This window comes from Rhizobium etli 8C-3, assembly GCF_001908375.1.
GTDB lineage: Bacteria > Pseudomonadota > Alphaproteobacteria > Rhizobiales > Rhizobiaceae > Rhizobium > Rhizobium etli_B.
Window position 1 is genome coordinate 1582519 of record NZ_CP017241.1, and the last position, 16130, is coordinate 1598648.

Below are 16130 nucleotides of genomic sequence, written 5' to 3' on the forward strand. Positions count from 1 at the left end.
GCAGTCCACAATGGCTCGCGAATATAAAATCGAAGACTACCGCAATTTCGGTATCATGGCGCACATCGACGCCGGCAAGACCACGACGACCGAACGTATTCTTTATTACACCGGTAAGTCGCACAAGATCGGCGAAGTCCACGACGGCGCAGCCACCATGGACTGGATGGAGCAGGAGCAGGAGCGTGGCATCACGATCACCTCCGCTGCGACCACGACCTTCTGGAAGGGCCGTGACGGCAAGATGCGCCGCTTCAACATCATTGACACCCCCGGACACGTCGACTTCACGATCGAAGTCGAGCGTTCGCTGCGCGTTCTCGACGGCGCCATCGCGCTTCTCGATGCCAACGCCGGTGTCGAGCCGCAGACAGAAACCGTCTGGCGCCAGGCCGAGAAGTATCACGTTCCGCGCATGATCTTCTGCAACAAGATGGACAAGACCGGTGCGGACTTCTACCGCTCCGTCGAGATGATCAAGACCCGTCTTGGGGCGACGGCGGTCGTCATGCAGCTGCCGATCGGCGCAGAAACCGAGTTCAAGGGCGTTGTCGACCTGATCGAGATGAACGCGCTCATCTGGCGCGACGAATCGCTCGGCGCTCAGTGGGACGTCGTCGAAATCCCGGAAGACATGAAGGCCAAGGCTGAAGAATATCGCGAAAAGCTGATCGAGACGGTTGTCGAGATCGACGAAGCCGCAATGGAGGCCTATCTCGAAGGCAACATGCCGGACAACGATCAGATCCGCGCGCTCGTTCGCCGCGGCACCATCGACGTCAAGTTCCATCCGATGTTCTGCGGTACCGCCTTCAAGAACAAGGGCGTTCAGCCGCTGCTCGATGCCGTCGTCGACTACCTGCCGTCGCCGCTCGACATCCCGGCGATCAAGGGTATCGACGTAAAGACGGAAGCTGAGATCGAGCGTCATCCCGATGACGCCGAGCCGCTCTCCATGCTCGCCTTCAAGATCATGAACGACCCCTTCGTCGGTTCGCTCACCTTCGCCCGCATCTATTCCGGCAAGCTCGAAAAGGGCGCGTCGGTCATGAACACGGTCAAGGACAAGCGCGAGCGCGTCGGCCGCATGCTTCAGATGCACTCCAACTCGCGTGAAGACATCGAAGAAGCCTTCGCAGGCGATATCGTTGCTCTCGCAGGCCTCAAGGAGACCACCACTGGCGATACGCTGTGTGATCCGCTGAAGCCGGTTATCCTCGAGCGCATGGAATTCCCCGAGCCGGTCATCCAGATCGCCATCGAGCCCAAGACCAAGGGCGACCAGGAAAAGATGGGCCTTGCGCTCAACCGCCTGGCTGCCGAAGACCCGTCCTTCCGTGTGAAGACGGACCAGGAGTCAGGCCAGACGATCATCGCCGGCATGGGTGAACTTCACCTCGACATCATCGTTGACCGCATGCGTCGCGAGTTCAAGGTTGAAGCAACCGTCGGCGCGCCGCAGGTTGCCTACCGCGAAACCATCACGAAGACGCACGAGGAAGACTACACGCACAAGAAGCAGTCCGGTGGTACCGGCCAGTTCGCGCGCGTCAAGATCATCTTCGAACCGAACCCGGAAGGCGACGACTTCAAGTTCGAGTCCAAGATCGTCGGCGGTGCTGTTCCGAAGGAATACATCCCGGGCGTCCAGAAGGGCATCGAGAGCGTTCTGACCTCCGGCCCGCTCGCAGGCTTCCCGATGCTCGGCGTCAAGGCGACGCTGGTCGACGGTGCCTTCCACGATGTCGACTCGTCGGTCCTGGCATTCGAAATCGCCTCGCGCGCTTGCTTCCGCGAGGCGGCAAAGAAGGCTGGCGCTCAGCTGCTCGAGCCGATGATGAAGGTCGAAGTCGTGACGCCGGAAGACTATGTCGGCGACGTCATCGGCGACCTGAACTCTCGTCGTGGGCAGATCCAGGGCCAGGAGAGCCGCGGTATCGCTGTCGTCATCAACGCGAACGTTCCTCTGGCGAACATGTTCAAGTACGTCGATAACCTGCGCTCCATGTCGCAGGGCCGCGCTCAGTACACGATGACCTTCGATCACTACGCGCCGGTTCCGTCGAACGTCGCAACCGAAATCCAGGCAAAGTATTCCGGTCAGAAGTGACCGGAATACCAATTGACCGATAACAAGAATTAGATCCCTTCGGGGACTAGCAGAATGGAGAGCCGAAAATGGCAAAGAGTAAGTTTGAGCGCAACAAGCCGCACGTTAACATCGGCACGATCGGCCACGTTGACCACGGCAAGACGTCTCTGACGGCGGCGATCACGAAGTATTTCGGCGAGTTCAAGGCGTATGACCAGATCGACGCTGCGCCGGAAGAAAAGGCCCGCGGCATCACGATTTCGACGGCGCACGTCGAGTACGAGACGGCCAACCGTCACTACGCGCACGTTGACTGCCCCGGCCACGCCGACTACGTCAAGAACATGATCACCGGTGCCGCACAGATGGACGGCGCGATCCTGGTCTGCTCGGCTGCCGACGGCCCGATGCCGCAGACCCGCGAACACATCCTGCTCGCCCGCCAGGTGGGCGTTCCGGCAATCGTGGTGTTCCTGAACAAGGTCGACCAGGTTGACGACGCCGAGCTTCTCGAACTCGTCGAGCTGGAAGTGCGCGAACTGCTGTCGTCCTACGACTTCCCGGGCGACGACATTCCGGTCGTCAAGGGTTCGGCGCTGGCTGCTCTTGAAGATTCCGACAAGAAGATTGGCGAAGACGCGATCCGCGAGCTGATGGCTCAGGTGGACGCCTACATCCCGACGCCTGAGCGTCCGATCGATCAGCCGTTCCTGATGCCGATCGAAGACGTGTTCTCGATCTCGGGCCGCGGTACGGTCGTGACCGGCCGCGTCGAGCGCGGTATCGTCAAGGTTGGCGAAGAAGTCGAGATCGTCGGCATCCGCCCGACCTCGAAGACGACGGTGACCGGCGTTGAAATGTTCCGCAAGCTGCTCGACCAGGGCCAGGCCGGCGACAACATCGGCGCACTGATCCGCGGCGTGAACCGCGACGGCGTCGAGCGTGGCCAGATCCTGTGCAAGCCGGGTTCGGTGAAGCCGCACAAGAAGTTCAAGGCTGAAGCCTACATCCTGACGAAGGAAGAAGGCGGCCGTCATACGCCGTTCTTCACCAACTACCGTCCGCAGTTCTACTTCCGCACGACGGACGTGACGGGCATCGTGACGCTGCCGGAAGGCACGGAAATGGTGATGCCGGGTGACAACGTCACGGTTGACGTCGAGCTGATCGTGCCGATCGCCATGGAAGAAAAGCTGCGCTTCGCCATCCGCGAAGGCGGCCGCACCGTCGGCGCCGGTATCGTTGCATCGATCGTAGAGTAATCTTTTAAGCAAGCGGCCCAGGGCCGCTTGCTTATGACATAAAAATGTAGCAAATGGCGCGCGAGCGCGATTTGCTTCTGCTTCGGCTTCGAGGCAGGCAATGAACAGATAAGGTGGGCCTTAAGGCCTGGAGACTGGAAAGGGACATCGTTTCGGTGTCCCCTTCGATCTTTGAAACCGGTGGTCCGCCTTAGGAAAAAGTAGAACAGCCCGTGCCGTTTTGTTGGCACGCGAAGAACAAACACAAGGATAACGTCGAATGAACGGCCAAAATATCCGCATTCGCCTGAAGGCGTTCGATCACCGAATTCTCGATGCTTCCACGCGCGAGATTGTGTCGACGGCGAAGCGCACCGGAGCTAGTGTCCGGGGCCCCGTTCCGCTTCCGACCCGCATCGAGAAGTTTACGGTCAACCGGTCCCCGCACATCGACAAGAAGAGCCGCGAGCAGTTCGAGATGCGCACGCATAAGCGCCTCCTCGACATCGTAGACCCGACCCCGCAGACGGTGGACGCGCTGATGAAGCTCGATCTGGCCGCCGGTGTCGATGTTGAGATCAAGCTCTGAGCCTGGCTCGAGCGGATTTGGAAGGATTGAACCGATGCGTTCAGGTGTGATTGCACAGAAGGTGGGAATGACCCGCGTCTACAACGACGCTGGCGAGCATGTCCCGGTAACAGTATTGCGTATGGAAGGCTGCCAGGTCGTTTCCACGCGCACTGTAGAAAAGAATGGCTATACCGCAGTTCAGCTCGGTGCTGGCCAGGCGAAGGTTAAGAACACGTCCAAGGCGATGCGCGGCAACTTTGCTGTCGCCAACGTCGAGCCGAAGGCCAAGCTCGCAGAATTCCGCGTTTCGGAAGACAATCTGCTCGAGGTCGGCACCGAGCTCAAGGCTGGTCACTTCGCTGCAGGTCAGCTCGTCGACGTGACGGGTACGACCATCGGTAAGGGTTTTGCCGGCGCCATGAAGCGCCACGGCTTCGGCGGTCTGCGCGCCACGCACGGCGTGTCGGTTTCGCACCGTTCGCATGGTTCGACGGGTTCGCGCCAGGATCCGGGCAAGGTGTTCAAGAACAAGAAGATGGCTGGTCACATGGGCCAGACGCGCGTAACGACTCAGAACCTGGAAGTGGTTTCGACCGATGAAGATCGCGGTCTGATCCTGATCAAGGGTGCAGTACCCGGTTCCAAGGGTGCCTGGATCATCGTGCGCGATGCCGTCAAGTCGGCAGCGAAGTAAGGAGCCGGACCAATGGAATTCAACGTCAAGACCCTCGAGGGAAAAGACGCAGGGAAGGTTTCTCTCTCTGACGCGATTTTCGGCCTCGAGCCCCGCGAAGACATTCTTGCCCGCGTCATCCGCTGGCAGCTTGCCAAGAAGCAGCAGGGCACCCACCAGGCAAAGGGCCGCGCGGACGTTTCGCGCACCGGCGCCAAGATGTACAAGCAGAAGGGTACGGGCCGCGCTCGTCACCATTCGGCTCGCGCCCCGCAGTTCCGCGGCGGTGGTAAGGCTCACGGTCCGGTCGCCCGCAGCCACGAGCACGACCTTCCGAAGAAGGTTCGCGCGCTGGGTCTGCGTCACGCACTGTCGGCCAAGTTCAAGTCCGAGGACGTGATCGTCATCGACAATCTGGTCGCTGCTGAAGCAAAGACCAAGGCTCTCGCATCCGTTTTTGAGACGCTGGGCCTGACCAATGCGCTCTTCATCGGCGGCGCTGAGCTTGACGGCAACTTCAAGCTTGCAGCGAAGAACATCCCGAACATCGATGTTCTGCCGATCCAGGGCATCAACGTTTACGACATCGTGCGCCGCGGCAAGCTCGTGCTTTCCAAGGCTGCCGTTGAAGCTCTAGAGGAGCGTTTCAAGTGACCGATCTTCGCCACTACGATGTGATCGTCTCGCCGGCGATCACCGAAAAGTCCACGCTGGTATCGGAAAACAACCAGGTTGTTTTCAACGTCGCCAAGGCGGCCACGAAGCCGGAAATCAAGGCTGCAGTCGAGGCGCTCTTCGGCGTCAAGGTCACGGCCGTCAACACTCTGCTCCGCAAGGGCAAGACCAAGCGTTTCCGCGGTTTTGTCGGCAAGCAGAAGGACGTGAAGAAGGCTGTCGTGACGCTGGCTGAGGGCCAGACGATCGACGTCTCCACCGGTCTCTGAGGAATAAGAAAATGGCATTGAAAACATTCAATCCTACGACCCCGAGCCAGCGCCAGCTCGTCATCGTTGACCGTTCTGGCCTGTGGAAGGGCAAGCCGGTCAAGGTGCTGACGGAAGGCCTGACCTCCAAGGGTGGCCGCAACAACGCCGGCCGCATCACGGTCCGTTTCCAGGGCGGCGGTCATAAGCGCACCTATCGTCTCGTCGACTTCAAGCGCCGCAAGTTTGACGTCGAGGGCACGGTTCAGCGCATCGAATATGACCCGAACCGTACGGCATATATCGCGCTCGTAACCTACACGGACGGCGAACAGGCCTACATCCTCGCTCCGCAGCGCCTCGCTGCCGGCGACAAGGTCGTCGCTTCCGACAAGGCCGTCGACGTGAAGCCGGGCAACACCATGCCGCTTCAGTTCATCCCGGTCGGCTCCATCATCCACAACGTGGAAATGAAGCCGGGCAAGGGCGGTCAGATCGCACGTTCGGCAGGCGGTTACGCACAGCTCGTCGGCCGCGACCAGGGCATGGCGATCCTTCGCCTGAACTCGGGTGAACAGCGCCTCGTCCACGGCACCTGCCTGGCGACGATCGGTGCGGTTTCCAACCCGGACCACGGCAACATCAATGATGGCAAGGCCGGCCGTTCGCGCTGGCGTGGCAAGAAGCCGCATAACCGCGGCGTCGTCATGAACCCTGTCGACCATCCGCACGGTGGTGGTGAAGGCCGCACCTCGGGTGGCCGTCATCCGGTTACCCCGTGGGGCAAGCCGACCAAGGGCAAGCGTACCCGGTCGAACAAGTCGACCGACAAGATGATCATGCGCTCGCGTCATCAGCGTAAGAAGTAAGAGAGGAAGTCTCCAATGGCTCGTTCAGTATGGAAAGGTCCGTTCGTTGACGGCTATCTTCTCAAGAAGGCTGAGAAGGTTCGTGAAGGCGGACGTGCAGAAGTAATCAAGATCTGGAGCCGTCGCTCCACGATCCTGCCGCAGTTCGTCGGTCTCACCTTCGGCGTCTACAACGGCAGCAAGCATGTTCCGGTCAGCGTCAATGAAGACATGGTCGGTCACAAATTCGGTGAATTCTCTCCGACCCGGACCTATTACGGTCACGGTGCGGACAAGAAGGCAAAGAGGAAGTAACGATGGGCAAGGCAAAAGCCGAACGCCGGCTGAAGGACAACGAGGCGCAAGCAGTCGCCCGCACGCTCCGCGTCAGCCCACAGAAGCTCAATCTGGTTGCTGCGGCCATCCGCGGCAAGAAGGTTGACCGCGCACTCGCTGAGCTGGAGTTCTCTCGCAAGCGCATCGCAGGCGCCGTCAAGAAGACGCTCGAATCTGCGATCGCCAACGCCGAGAACAACCACGATCTCGACGTCGACGCGCTGGTCGTAGCAGAAGCCTATGTCGGCAAGTCGATCGTCATGAAGCGTTTCCACGCTCGTGGCCGCGGCCGTGCATCTCGCATCGAGAAGCCGTTCGCCCACCTGACGATCGTCGTCCGCGAAGTGCAGGCACAAGAGGAGGCCGCATAATGGGTCAGAAAATCAATCCAATCGGTTTCCGTCTTGGCATCAACCGCACCTGGGATAGCCGCTGGTTCGCGGACAATGCCGAGTACGGCCAGCTCCTGCACGAAGACCTGAAGATGCGCAAGTTCGTCATGAGCGAACTGAAGCAGGCTGGTATTGCAAAGGTCGTCATCGAGCGTCCGCACAAGAAGTGCCGCGTCACGATCCACTCGGCTCGCCCGGGTCTGATCATCGGCAAGAAGGGTGCAGACATCGACAAGCTCCGCAAGAAGCTGTCGGACATGACGAACTCCGAAACGCACCTCAACATCGTCGAAGTGCGCAAGCCGGAAGTCGACGCGACGCTCGTCGCCCAGTCGATCGCCCAGCAGCTGGAGCGCCGCGTGGCTTTCCGCCGCGCCATGAAGCGCGCAGTTCAGTCTGCAATGCGTCTTGGCGCCGAAGGCATCAGGATCACCTGCGCAGGCCGTCTCGGCGGCGCGGAAATCGCTCGTACCGAATGGTACCGCGAAGGCCGCGTTCCGCTGCACACCCTGCGTGCGGACATCGACTACGGTACGGCTGAAGCCGAAACCGCATTCGGCATCTGCGGCATCAAGGTCTGGATCTTCAAGGGCGAAATCCTTGAGCACGATCCGCTGGCCTCCGAGCGCCGCGCACTCGAGGGTGACGCTCAGGGTCCGGCAAGCCGTGATCGCGATCGTCGCCGCGACAACGCTTGATAGCGTTGGTGGCAGATAAGTTCGGAGAATAAGAAAATGTTGCAGCCAAAGCGTACCAAGTACCGCAAGCAATTCAAGGGCCGCATCAAGGGCGTCGCCAAGGGTGGTTCCGACCTCGCCTTCGGTGAATTCGGCCTGAAGGCTCAGGAGCCCAACCGCGTCAATGCACGTGAAATCGAAGCGGCCCGCCGCGCGATCACGCGTTACATGAAGCGCGCCGGCCGTGTATGGATCCGCGTGTTCCCGGACGTTCCGGTAACCGCAAAGCCGACCGAAGTCCGCATGGGTAAGGGTAAGGGCTCCGTCGAATATTGGGCATGCAAGGTCAAGCCTGGCCGAATGATGTTCGAGATCGACGGCGTCACCGAAGAGATCGCCCGCGAGGCGCTTCGTCTCGGCTCGGCCAAGCTCTCGGTCAAGACGCGCTTCGTTCAGCGCATTGCAGAGTAAGGAGAGGCAGATGAAAGCCGAAGAAGTCCGCGGCCTCACGGCCGATCAACTCAAGGACAAGCTCGCCAACCTCAAGAAGGAGCAGTTCAACCTGCGCTTCCAGAAGGCAACCGGCCAGCTCGAAAAGTCCTCGCGCATCAACGAAGTCCGCAAGGACATCGCCCGCGTGAAAACCATTGCCCGCCAGAAGGCGGCAGAAGCAAAGGCGTAAAGGAAGAACAACATGCCGAAGCGCATTCTGCAGGGCGTTGTCGTTGGCGACAAGAACGAGAAGACTGTCGTAGTTCGCGTTGAGCGCCGTTTCGCTCACCCGCTGCTTCAGAAGACCGTTCGTCGTTCCAAGAAGTACAAGGCCCACGACGAAAACAACCAGTACAAGATCGGCGATACCGTATCCATCGAGGAATGCGCGCCGATTTCCAAGGACAAGCGCTGGACGGTGATTTCCGCCCAGGGCAAGTAACAGAATTTTGCGCGAGGCCTTGCGTCTCGCCGAAATTTCTGTATGAAGCAGCGTCAGAACGCTCGAATGCCGGGCGTTCTTTTGCTTTGAGCGCATGGAAGGTCCCGTCGGGAAACCACCTTGGCACGATTTTTCCCGCGCTATTCAAGCTATTGCCGTGTCTGTACCCGCCCTTGAGGCGGGTTCGGCGGGCTGACAATTTTCATGAGCCGGGGTAGGGGGCGCAAGCCCAACCATTCCGGTAAAACAAGAAGGCGACCTGATATGATTCAGATGCAAACAAACCTCGACGTCGCGGATAATTCCGGCGCACGTCGTGTCATGTGCATCAAGGTGCTGGGCGGCTCGAAGCGCAAGTATGCCTCGATCGGCGACGTCATCGTCGTTTCGATCAAGGAAGCGATCCCGCGCGGCCGCGTGAAGAAGGGTGACGTGATGAAGGCGGTGGTAGTTCGTACCGCCAAGGAAATCCGTCGCGTGGATGGCAGCATCATCCGCTTCGACACGAATGCAGCAGTCCTCATCGACAACAAGAAAGAGCCGATCGGCACCCGTATCTTCGGACCGGTTCCGCGCGAACTTCGCGCCAAGAACCACATGAAGATCATCTCGCTGGCTCCCGAAGTACTGTAAGGAGCGGGAACGATGCAGAAGATTCGTAAAGGCGACAAGGTCGTCATGCTCGCAGGCAAGGACAAGGGCCGCACCGGCGAAGTCCTCCAGGTTCTGCCGAAGGAAGATCGCGCGGTCGTGCGAGGCGTCAACGTCGTCAAGCGCCATCAGCGCCAGACGCAGACGCAGGAAGCCGGCATCATCAGCAAGGAAGCCTCGGTTCACCTGTCCAACATTGCAATCGTCGACAAGGACGGCAAGCCGACCCGCGTCGGTTTCAAGGTCGTTGACGGCAAGAAGGTCCGTGTGGCCAAGCGTTCTGGAGATGTGATCGATGGCTGAGGCAAAGTATGAGCCGCGGCTCAAGAAGGAATATGTCGAGCGCATCCGCAAGGCGATGCAGGAGAAGTTCTCCTATGCCAACGAGATGCAGATCCCGAGGCTCGACAAGATCGTGATCAACATGGGTGTTGGCGAAGCAACGGCTGATTCGAAGAAGCCGACCATTGCTGCAGCCGACCTGGCAGCGATCGCCGGCCAGAAGCCGGTGATCACCCGTGCACGCAACTCGATCGCTGGCTTCAAGGTCCGCGAGCAGATGCCAATCGGCGCCAAGGTCACCCTGCGCGGCGCCCGCATGTACGAGTTCCTGGACCGTCTCGTGAACATCGCGCTTCCGCGCGTTCGCGACTTCCGCGGCCTGAACCCGAAGAGCTTTGACGGCCGTGGCAACTTCGCCATGGGCATCAAGGAGCACATTGTGTTCCCTGAGATCAACTACGACAAGGTTGATCAGATGTGGGGCATGGACATCATCGTTTGCACGACGGCAACGAAGGACGACGAAGCACGGGCTCTGCTGACAGAGTTCAACTTCCCGTTCCGTCAGTAACCGTAACGACGAGCGTAGAAAAGGAACCTGACATGGCGAAGACAAGCGCAGTTGAAAAGAACAAGCGCCGCCGTACTGCGGTCGCAAATCAGGCTGCCAAGCGCGCAGCCCTGAAGGCGATCATCATGAACCAGTCTCTTCCGATCGAAGAGCGGTTCAAGGCCTCGATCAAGCTGGCATCCCTGCCGCGCGATGGATCGAAGACCCGCATTCGCAACCGTTGCGAAGTATCGGGCCGCCCGCGCGCGTACTACCGCAAACTGCGCATGTCGCGTATCGCGCTGCGTGAACTGGGCAATCTCGGCAAGGTGCCGGGCATCGTCAAGTCGAGCTGGTAAGGAGCAGGTTAGATGACAATGACTGATCCGTTGGGCGATATGCTCACTCGCATCCGCAACGGCGCTTCCCGCCGCAAGTCGTCGGTTTCGACGCCTGCGTCCAAGCTCCGTGCACGCGTTCTCGATGTCCTGCAGTCCGAAGGCTACATCCGTGGCTATTCCGTTGTCGATTTCGGCAATGGCAAGTCGGAACTCAGCATCGAGCTGAAGTACTACGAAGGCACATCGGTGATCCGCGAGATCGGCCGTGTGTCCAAGCCGGGCCGCCGGGTTTATGTCTCGGTCAAGTCCATTCCGCAGGTCGCGAACGGTCTCGGCATCACCATCCTTTCGACCCCGAAGGGCGTGATGGCCGATCACCAGGCTCGCGAACAGAACGTTGGTGGCGAGGTTCTTTGCTCTGTCTTCTAAGACAGGGCAGAAACCTCCATTGCGAACAGACAGGATTTAAAAATGTCTCGTATCGGTAAGAAGCCCGTTCAGGTACCTGCTGGGATCACGGCTACGGTCGATGGCCAGAAGGTTACTGCAAAGGGCCCGAAGGGCGAGCTGTTCTTCGTCGCAAACGACGAAGTCGGCGTAAAGCTCGAAGATAACGCGGTCGTGGTCACGCCGCTCAACCAGACCAAGGATGCTCGCGCAAAGTGGGGCATGTCCCGCACGATGATCGAGAACATCTTCAAGGGCGTCAAGGACGGTTACGAGCGCAAGCTCGAAATCAACGGCGTTGGTTATCGTGCGTCCATGCAGGGTAAGAACCTGCAGCTGGCTCTCGGTTTCAGCCACGACGTGGTCTATGAGCCGCCGGTCGGGATCTCGATCGCTGTTCCGAAGCCGACGGAAATCGTCGTCACCGGCATCAACAAGCAGCAGGTCGGCCAGGTCGCCGCCGAAATCCGCGAATATCGCGGTCCCGAGCCCTACAAGGGCAAGGGCGTGAAGTATGCTGACGAGCGCATCGTCCGCAAAGAAGGCAAGAAGAAGTAAGGATCACGCGAAATGGCTAGCAGGAAAGAAGCACTTGCACGTCGTGCCAACCGCGTGCGCCGTCAACTCAAGGCGGTGGCCAATGGCCGTCCGCGCCTGTCGGTTCATCGCTCCTCGAAGAACATCTACGCACAGATCATCGATGATGTGGCCGGCAAGACGCTTGCGGCTGCCTCCACGCTCGATAAGGATCTGCGCGGTTCTCTGAAGACCGGTGCCGATACCGCGGCAGCTGCCCTCGTCGGCAAGCTTGTCGCAGAGCGCGCCTCCAAGGCAGGCGTCAAGGAGGTCGTATTCGACCGTGGCGCCTTCATCTATCACGGCCGCATCAAGGCACTTGCCGAAGCGGCCCGCGAAGGCGGTCTGACCTTCTAAAGAGGTTTCCGGCCGCGCGTCTTTTGACGGCGGCCGGATTTTCACCGGGCCGCAAACGCTTCCTTACGGGAGACTGATGCGGTCCTCGTTTATTCGCCGATTGCACCCGGAAAAGAAAAAGGAAGAGGACAATGGCACAGGAAAGAAGGGGTTCTCGCGAAGATCGCCAGAGCCGCGAAGAGCGCGACAGCGAATTCGTCGACAAGCTTGTCGCGATCAACCGCGTCGCCAAGGTTGTTAAGGGTGGCCGCCGTTTCGGTTTCGCCGCTCTCGTCGTCGTCGGTGACCAGAAAGGCCGCGTAGGCTTCGGTCACGGCAAGGCACGCGAAGTACCCGAAGCGATCCGCAAGGCTACGGAAGCCGCCAAGCGCGAGCTGATCTTCGTTCCCCTGCGTGAAGGCCGCACTCTGCATCACGACGTCCATGGCCGCCATGGCGCCGGCAAGGTTCTGCTGCGCTCGGCCAAGGTCGGTACCGGCATCATCGCCGGCGGTCCGATGCGCGCCGTTTTCGAAACGCTCGGCGTTCACGACGTTGTCGCCAAGTCGACCGGTTCCTCGAACCCGTACAACATGGTTCGCGCAACCTTCGACGCCCTGAAGCACCAGGTTCACCCGAAGGACATCGCAGCTCAGCGCGGCATCAAGTATGCTACGCTTCAGGCTCGCCGTGCCGCCTCCGGCAACGCCTCTGAAGAATAAGAGGAGTCTGACCCATGGCTAAGGCTACCAAGAAGACCGAAGCGAAGACGGTTACCGTCGAGCAGATCGGCAGCCCGATTCGCCGGCCGGCTGTACAGCGCCAGACGCTGATCGGCCTCGGCCTCAACAAGATGCACCGGACCCGCACCCTGGAAGATACGCCTTCCGTTCGCGGCATGATCCGTGCTGTCCAGCATCTCGTTCGCGTCGTCGACGAGAAGTGAGACGGAGGTTATCATCATGAAACTCAATGAAATCAGAGATAACGAAGGTTCGACCCACAGCCGCAAGCGCCTCGGCCGCGGTATCGGTTCGGGCTCGGGCAAGACCGGTGGTCGCGGTGTGAAGGGTCAGAAGTCCCGTTCCGGCGTCGCCATCAACGGTTTTGAAGGCGGTCAGATGCCAATCTACCGCCGTCTGCCGAAGCGCGGCTTCACGAACATCTTCAAGGCGGACTTCGTCGTCGTCTCTCTCGCACGCATCCAGGCTGCGATCGACGCCGGCAAGCTCGACGCCAAGGCGACTGTCGATGCCGCAGCCCTCAAGGCCGCCGGTGTGATCCGCCGTGCCAAGGACGGCGTTCGCGTTCTCGCCGACGGCGAACTGAAGGCAAAGATCAAGCTCGAAGTCGCAGGCGCTTCCAAGCCCGCCATCGAGAAGATCGAAAAGGCCGGTGCTTCGATCACGCTTCTTTCTGCCGCAGCGGCAGAATAATAATCTTATGATATGTCGCCCGGGGTGGCTTCACACCGGGCGATTTTGCTCCCATATGTGGGCCTCACAAGAATCTGCATCGTTGCACCTCCGCAGCATGCCGGTTTTGACGAAATCAAGGGTGAGGCATTGGTTGCGCCAGCAATCCGTCCGTAGCCCGATTGTGAATAATTTGAATACTGATTCCGGGTCCGGCACTCGCACGAAGCGCCCGAATTGGTAGCGCGGAGAATCGCATGGCGTCTGCAGCGGAACAATTGGCTTCCAATCTAAGTTTTTCGACCTTCGCCAAAGCCGAGGATCTCAAGAAGCGACTGTGGTTCACGCTTGCAGCTCTCCTCGTCTATCGTCTTGGAACGCACATTCCGCTTCCGGGCCTCAATCCCGAAGCCTATGCCCAGGCCTTTCGCGGCCAGGCGGGCGGCATTCTCGGCCTCTTCAACATGTTTTCGGGTGGCGCCGTCGAGCGCATGGCGATCTTCGCGCTCGGCATCATGCCCTATATCTCCGCTTCGATCATCGTACAGCTGATGACTTCGGTCGTGCCGGCGCTCGAGAACCTGAAGAAGGAAGGCGAGCAGGGCCGCAAGATCATCAACCAGTACACCCGATACGGCACCGTGCTGCTCGGCGCGCTGCAGGCCTATGGCATTGCGGTCGGCCTTGAAAGCGGCAGCGGCCTCGTGGTCGATCCGGGCTGGTTCTTCCGTATTTCCACCGTCATCACGCTGCTCGGCGGCACGATGTTCCTGATGTGGCTCGGCGAGCAGATCACCTCGCGCGGTATCGGCAACGGCATTTCGCTGATCATTTTCGCAGGCATCGCTGCCGGTCTTCCGAGCGCACTTGCCGGCACGCTCGAACTCGGCCGCACCGGTGCGCTTTCGACGTCGCTGATTCTCGCCGTCATCGTGATCGCGATGGCCGTTATCGCCGTCATCGTCTTCGTCGAGCGCGCCCAGCGCCGGCTGCTGATCCAGTATCCGAAGCGTCAGGTCGGCAACCGCATGTTTCAGGGCGATACGTCGCACCTGCCGCTGAAGCTGAACACCTCGGGCGTCATCCCGGCAATCTTCGCCTCGTCGCTGCTGCTTCTGCCTGCGACCGTGGCGGGCTTTGCAAACACGACGTCGCTGCCGTCCTGGGCGACGGCGATCGTTGCGGCGCTCGGCCACGGCCAGCCGCTCTACATGCTGCTCTATGCGGCGCTGATCGCCTTCTTCGCCTTCTTCTACACGGCCATCGTCTTCAATCCGAAGGACACGGCCGACAATCTGAAGAAGCATGGCGGCTTTATCCCCGGCATCCGTCCAGGCGAGCGCACCGCCGAATATATCGATTTCGTCCTGACCCGCATCACGGTCATCGGTGCGATCTATCTCGTCTTCGTCTGCATCCTGCCTGAGATCCTCGTGTCGCAAACGGGCATCCCATTAGCCCTTGGTGGTACTTCGCTTTTGATCGTGGTTAGCGTAACTCTTGATACGGTGGCTCAGATCCAGGGTCATCTGATTGCACAGCAGTACGAAGGCCTGATCAAGAAATCGAAGTTGCGTGGAGGAAAGAGGGGGCGATGAGACTCATACTTTTGGGGCCGCCGGGTGCGGGCAAGGGTACCCAGGCCCAGCGGATCGTGGAGAAGTACGGCATTCCGCAGCTTTCCACGGGTGACATGCTTCGTGCAGCCGTTCACGCTGGAACCGAGGTCGGCAATCGGGCCGATGCCTTGATGAAGGCAGGCAAGCTTGTCCCCGACGAAGTCGTCAACGCCATCGTCTCCGAGCGCATCGATCAGCCCGACTGTGCAAACGGCTTCATCCTCGACGGTTTTCCCCGGACGCTCGTCCAGGCGGATGCGACGGAAACGATGCTTCGCGCAAAGGGCCTCGACCTTTCCGTCGTGATCGAGCTGAAGGTCAATGACGACGAACTCATTCGCCGTGTTGCGGGGCGTTATTCATGCGCACAATGCGGCAGCGTCTACCACGACACCGACAAGGCTCCGGAACGCGAGGGTGTGTGCGACAAGTGCGGTTCGACGCATTTCAAGCGCCGGCCGGACGACAACCCGGAGACGATGACGGCGCGGCTTCAGGTCTATTACAAGGAAACTTCTCCGTTGATCGGCTATTACTACGCCAAGGGCAAGCTCAAGAGCGTGGACGGCATGGCCGACATAGATCACGTCACCGGAGAGATCGAAACCATCCTTTCGAAGCTTTAAGGCTTTGAAAATAAACTTGGCGGGACCGGTTGCCTTTCAGCGCTGATTCCGCTAAACACCGCGCCAACTCGCGATATTCGATGCGATCGGCGCGGATTTCCCAAAGGAAGTCCGGGTTCGGTCGTTTTGACATGTTACGAACCCAAATTTGAACGAGCGGCCCTTCGGAGGGCGGCATAATCGAAGCCCTCTTGCCTGATGGCAACTGGAACTCAAGGAGAATAGGCGTGGCACGTATCGCTGGCGTCAACATCCCGACTGCGAAGCGCGTCGTTATCGCGCTGACCTACATCCACGGGATCGGTTCGAAATTCGCACAGGAAATCGTCGAGAAGGTCGGAATCCCGGCTGATCGCCGCGTGCACCAGCTCACGGACGCTGAAGTTCTTCAGATCCGCGAAACGATCGATCGCGACTATCAGGTCGAAGGTGATCTTCGTCGCGAAACCTCGATGAACATCAAGCGTCTGATGGACCTGGGCTGCTACCGCGGCCTGCGTCATCGCCGCGGCCTGCCGGTTCGCGGTCAGCGCACGCACACAAATGCCCGCACCCGCAAGGGTCCGGCAAAGGCGATCGCTGGTAAGAAGAAGTAATTTC

At 59.8% G+C, this 16130-nt stretch carries 26 protein-coding genes; all 26 read left to right on the forward strand.

Annotated features, from left to right (window positions below; all coding sequences use genetic code 11):
- Positions 1-10: 10 nt before the first annotated feature.
- The 26 genes from fusA (at position 11) to rpsM (ending at position 16126) form a co-directional block, all read left to right on the forward strand.
- Positions 11-2110: an elongation factor G gene (fusA, locus tag AM571_RS08015; RefSeq protein ID WP_074060953.1), complete on the forward strand. Its 2100-nt coding sequence runs from the start codon at positions 11-13 to the stop codon at positions 2108-2110.
- A gap of 68 nt (positions 2111-2178) precedes the next feature.
- Positions 2179-3354 (forward strand): elongation factor Tu, encoded by a 1176-nt coding sequence (tuf, locus tag AM571_RS08020; protein WP_039844630.1) that lies wholly within the window; start codon positions 2179-2181, stop codon positions 3352-3354.
- A gap of 259 nt (positions 3355-3613) precedes the next feature.
- Entirely contained in the window at positions 3614-3922 is a 309-nt protein-coding gene (gene rpsJ, locus AM571_RS08025) for a 30S ribosomal protein S10 (protein WP_003547547.1), read from the forward strand.
- Positions 3923-3956: 34 nt separating this feature from the next.
- Positions 3957-4598, forward strand: a complete 642-nt coding sequence (rplC, locus tag AM571_RS08030) for a 50S ribosomal protein L3 (RefSeq protein ID WP_022718392.1) — start codon at positions 3957-3959, stop codon at positions 4596-4598.
- A gap of 12 nt (positions 4599-4610) precedes the next feature.
- A complete protein-coding gene (gene rplD / locus AM571_RS08035; protein ID WP_022718391.1) occupies positions 4611-5231 on the forward strand; it encodes a 50S ribosomal protein L4 in 621 nt (206 codons plus the stop codon).
- Positions 5228-5521 carry a 50S ribosomal protein L23 gene (locus AM571_RS08040; RefSeq protein WP_022718390.1) on the forward strand — a complete coding sequence of 98 codons (294 nt, stop codon included), beginning with the start codon at positions 5228-5230 and terminating at the stop codon, positions 5519-5521. Before rplD ends, AM571_RS08040 begins: the two co-directional genes overlap by 4 nt.
- 11 nt (positions 5522-5532) lie before the next feature.
- The gene (gene rplB / locus AM571_RS08045) at positions 5533-6369 is read left to right on the forward strand and encodes a 50S ribosomal protein L2 (protein ID WP_074060954.1); all 837 of its coding nucleotides are present in this window, start codon (positions 5533-5535) and stop codon (positions 6367-6369) included.
- 15 nt (positions 6370-6384) lie between these two features.
- Positions 6385-6663 carry a 30S ribosomal protein S19 gene (gene rpsS, locus AM571_RS08050; protein WP_007531666.1) on the forward strand — a complete coding sequence of 93 codons (279 nt, stop codon included), beginning with the start codon at positions 6385-6387 and terminating at the stop codon, positions 6661-6663.
- Positions 6664-6665: 2 nt separating this feature from the next.
- Entirely contained in the window at positions 6666-7055 is a 390-nt protein-coding gene (rplV, locus tag AM571_RS08055) for a 50S ribosomal protein L22 (RefSeq protein WP_074060955.1), read from the forward strand.
- Positions 7055-7774, forward strand: a complete 720-nt coding sequence (rpsC, locus tag AM571_RS08060; RefSeq protein ID WP_022718387.1) for a 30S ribosomal protein S3 — start codon at positions 7055-7057, stop codon at positions 7772-7774. The genes rplV and rpsC overlap by 1 nt, the downstream gene beginning before the upstream one ends.
- 36 nt (positions 7775-7810) lie before the next feature.
- Complete coding sequence (gene rplP, locus AM571_RS08065; protein ID WP_022718386.1) at positions 7811-8224, forward strand: 50S ribosomal protein L16; 414 nt, start codon at positions 7811-7813, stop codon at positions 8222-8224.
- 10 nt (positions 8225-8234) lie between these two features.
- Positions 8235-8435: a 50S ribosomal protein L29 gene (rpmC, locus tag AM571_RS08070; protein WP_022718385.1), complete on the forward strand. Its 201-nt coding sequence runs from the start codon at positions 8235-8237 to the stop codon at positions 8433-8435.
- A 12-nt stretch (positions 8436-8447) separates the two neighbouring features.
- Positions 8448-8687: a 30S ribosomal protein S17 gene (rpsQ, locus tag AM571_RS08075; RefSeq protein ID WP_003547557.1), complete on the forward strand. Its 240-nt coding sequence runs from the start codon at positions 8448-8450 to the stop codon at positions 8685-8687.
- A gap of 264 nt (positions 8688-8951) precedes the next feature.
- A complete protein-coding gene (gene rplN / locus AM571_RS08080) occupies positions 8952-9320 on the forward strand; it encodes a 50S ribosomal protein L14 (protein ID WP_018900268.1) in 369 nt (122 codons plus the stop codon).
- A 12-nt stretch (positions 9321-9332) separates the two neighbouring features.
- Positions 9333-9641, forward strand: coding sequence for a 50S ribosomal protein L24 (gene rplX, locus AM571_RS08085; RefSeq protein WP_022718384.1), 309 nt, complete (start codon positions 9333-9335; stop codon positions 9639-9641).
- Entirely contained in the window at positions 9634-10191 is a 558-nt protein-coding gene (rplE, locus tag AM571_RS08090) for a 50S ribosomal protein L5 (RefSeq protein ID WP_022718383.1), read from the forward strand. The genes rplX and rplE overlap by 8 nt, the downstream gene beginning before the upstream one ends.
- Before the next feature lie 32 nt (positions 10192-10223).
- Positions 10224-10529: a 30S ribosomal protein S14 gene (gene rpsN / locus AM571_RS08095; protein ID WP_074060956.1), complete on the forward strand. Its 306-nt coding sequence runs from the start codon at positions 10224-10226 to the stop codon at positions 10527-10529.
- A gap of 12 nt (positions 10530-10541) precedes the next feature.
- Positions 10542-10940, forward strand: a complete 399-nt coding sequence (rpsH, locus tag AM571_RS08100; protein WP_022718381.1) for a 30S ribosomal protein S8 — start codon at positions 10542-10544, stop codon at positions 10938-10940.
- A gap of 42 nt (positions 10941-10982) precedes the next feature.
- Positions 10983-11516 carry a 50S ribosomal protein L6 gene (gene rplF, locus AM571_RS08105; RefSeq protein WP_022718380.1) on the forward strand — a complete coding sequence of 178 codons (534 nt, stop codon included), beginning with the start codon at positions 10983-10985 and terminating at the stop codon, positions 11514-11516.
- Positions 11517-11528: 12 nt separating this feature from the next.
- Positions 11529-11891 (forward strand): 50S ribosomal protein L18, encoded by a 363-nt coding sequence (gene rplR / locus AM571_RS08110; RefSeq protein ID WP_074060957.1) that lies wholly within the window; start codon positions 11529-11531, stop codon positions 11889-11891.
- 131 nt (positions 11892-12022) lie between these two features.
- Positions 12023-12592 (forward strand): 30S ribosomal protein S5, encoded by a 570-nt coding sequence (gene rpsE, locus AM571_RS08115; RefSeq protein WP_022718378.1) that lies wholly within the window; start codon positions 12023-12025, stop codon positions 12590-12592.
- A gap of 14 nt (positions 12593-12606) precedes the next feature.
- Complete coding sequence (gene rpmD, locus AM571_RS08120) at positions 12607-12816, forward strand: 50S ribosomal protein L30 (protein ID WP_022718377.1); 210 nt, start codon at positions 12607-12609, stop codon at positions 12814-12816.
- A gap of 16 nt (positions 12817-12832) precedes the next feature.
- Entirely contained in the window at positions 12833-13306 is a 474-nt protein-coding gene (rplO, locus tag AM571_RS08125; protein ID WP_074060958.1) for a 50S ribosomal protein L15, read from the forward strand.
- Positions 13307-13542: 236 nt separating this feature from the next.
- Positions 13543-14883, forward strand: coding sequence for a preprotein translocase subunit SecY (gene secY / locus AM571_RS08130; protein WP_074060959.1), 1341 nt, complete (start codon positions 13543-13545; stop codon positions 14881-14883).
- Positions 14880-15530, forward strand: coding sequence for an adenylate kinase (locus AM571_RS08135; protein WP_074060960.1), 651 nt, complete (start codon positions 14880-14882; stop codon positions 15528-15530). The genes secY and AM571_RS08135 overlap by 4 nt, the downstream gene beginning before the upstream one ends.
- A 227-nt stretch (positions 15531-15757) precedes the next feature.
- Positions 15758-16126: a 30S ribosomal protein S13 gene (gene rpsM, locus AM571_RS08140; RefSeq protein WP_022718373.1), complete on the forward strand. Its 369-nt coding sequence runs from the start codon at positions 15758-15760 to the stop codon at positions 16124-16126.
- Positions 16127-16130 lie beyond the last annotated feature (4 nt).

Bases quoted from the DNA above. Each gene is read 5' to 3' on its own strand.
- fusA (WP_074060953.1), top strand. From the start codon at position 11: ATGGCTCGCGAATATAAAATCGAAGACTACCGCAATTTCGGTATCATG.
- tuf (WP_039844630.1), top strand. From the start codon at position 2,179: ATGGCAAAGAGTAAGTTTGAGCGCAACAAGCCGCACGTTAACATCGGC.
- rpsJ (WP_003547547.1), top strand. From the start codon at position 3,614: ATGAACGGCCAAAATATCCGCATTCGCCTGAAGGCGTTCGATCACCGA.
- rplC (WP_022718392.1), top strand. From the start codon at position 3,957: ATGCGTTCAGGTGTGATTGCACAGAAGGTGGGAATGACCCGCGTCTAC.
- rplD (WP_022718391.1), top strand. From the start codon at position 4,611: ATGGAATTCAACGTCAAGACCCTCGAGGGAAAAGACGCAGGGAAGGTT.
- rplB (WP_074060954.1), top strand. From the start codon at position 5,533: ATGGCATTGAAAACATTCAATCCTACGACCCCGAGCCAGCGCCAGCTC.
- rpsS (WP_007531666.1), top strand. From the start codon at position 6,385: ATGGCTCGTTCAGTATGGAAAGGTCCGTTCGTTGACGGCTATCTTCTC.
- rplV (WP_074060955.1), top strand. From the start codon at position 6,666: ATGGGCAAGGCAAAAGCCGAACGCCGGCTGAAGGACAACGAGGCGCAA.
- rpsC (WP_022718387.1), top strand. From the start codon at position 7,055: ATGGGTCAGAAAATCAATCCAATCGGTTTCCGTCTTGGCATCAACCGC.
- rplP (WP_022718386.1), top strand. From the start codon at position 7,811: ATGTTGCAGCCAAAGCGTACCAAGTACCGCAAGCAATTCAAGGGCCGC.
- rpmC (WP_022718385.1), top strand. From the start codon at position 8,235: ATGAAAGCCGAAGAAGTCCGCGGCCTCACGGCCGATCAACTCAAGGAC.
- rpsQ (WP_003547557.1), top strand. From the start codon at position 8,448: ATGCCGAAGCGCATTCTGCAGGGCGTTGTCGTTGGCGACAAGAACGAG.
- rplN (WP_018900268.1), top strand. From the start codon at position 8,952: ATGATTCAGATGCAAACAAACCTCGACGTCGCGGATAATTCCGGCGCA.
- rplX (WP_022718384.1), top strand. From the start codon at position 9,333: ATGCAGAAGATTCGTAAAGGCGACAAGGTCGTCATGCTCGCAGGCAAG.
- rplE (WP_022718383.1), top strand. From the start codon at position 9,634: ATGGCTGAGGCAAAGTATGAGCCGCGGCTCAAGAAGGAATATGTCGAG.
- rpsN (WP_074060956.1), top strand. From the start codon at position 10,224: ATGGCGAAGACAAGCGCAGTTGAAAAGAACAAGCGCCGCCGTACTGCG.
- rpsH (WP_022718381.1), top strand. From the start codon at position 10,542: ATGACAATGACTGATCCGTTGGGCGATATGCTCACTCGCATCCGCAAC.
- rplF (WP_022718380.1), top strand. From the start codon at position 10,983: ATGTCTCGTATCGGTAAGAAGCCCGTTCAGGTACCTGCTGGGATCACG.
- rplR (WP_074060957.1), top strand. From the start codon at position 11,529: ATGGCTAGCAGGAAAGAAGCACTTGCACGTCGTGCCAACCGCGTGCGC.
- rpsE (WP_022718378.1), top strand. From the start codon at position 12,023: ATGGCACAGGAAAGAAGGGGTTCTCGCGAAGATCGCCAGAGCCGCGAA.
- rpmD (WP_022718377.1), top strand. From the start codon at position 12,607: ATGGCTAAGGCTACCAAGAAGACCGAAGCGAAGACGGTTACCGTCGAG.
- rplO (WP_074060958.1), top strand. From the start codon at position 12,833: ATGAAACTCAATGAAATCAGAGATAACGAAGGTTCGACCCACAGCCGC.
- secY (WP_074060959.1), top strand. From the start codon at position 13,543: ATGGCGTCTGCAGCGGAACAATTGGCTTCCAATCTAAGTTTTTCGACC.
- AM571_RS08135 (WP_074060960.1), top strand. From the start codon at position 14,880: ATGAGACTCATACTTTTGGGGCCGCCGGGTGCGGGCAAGGGTACCCAG.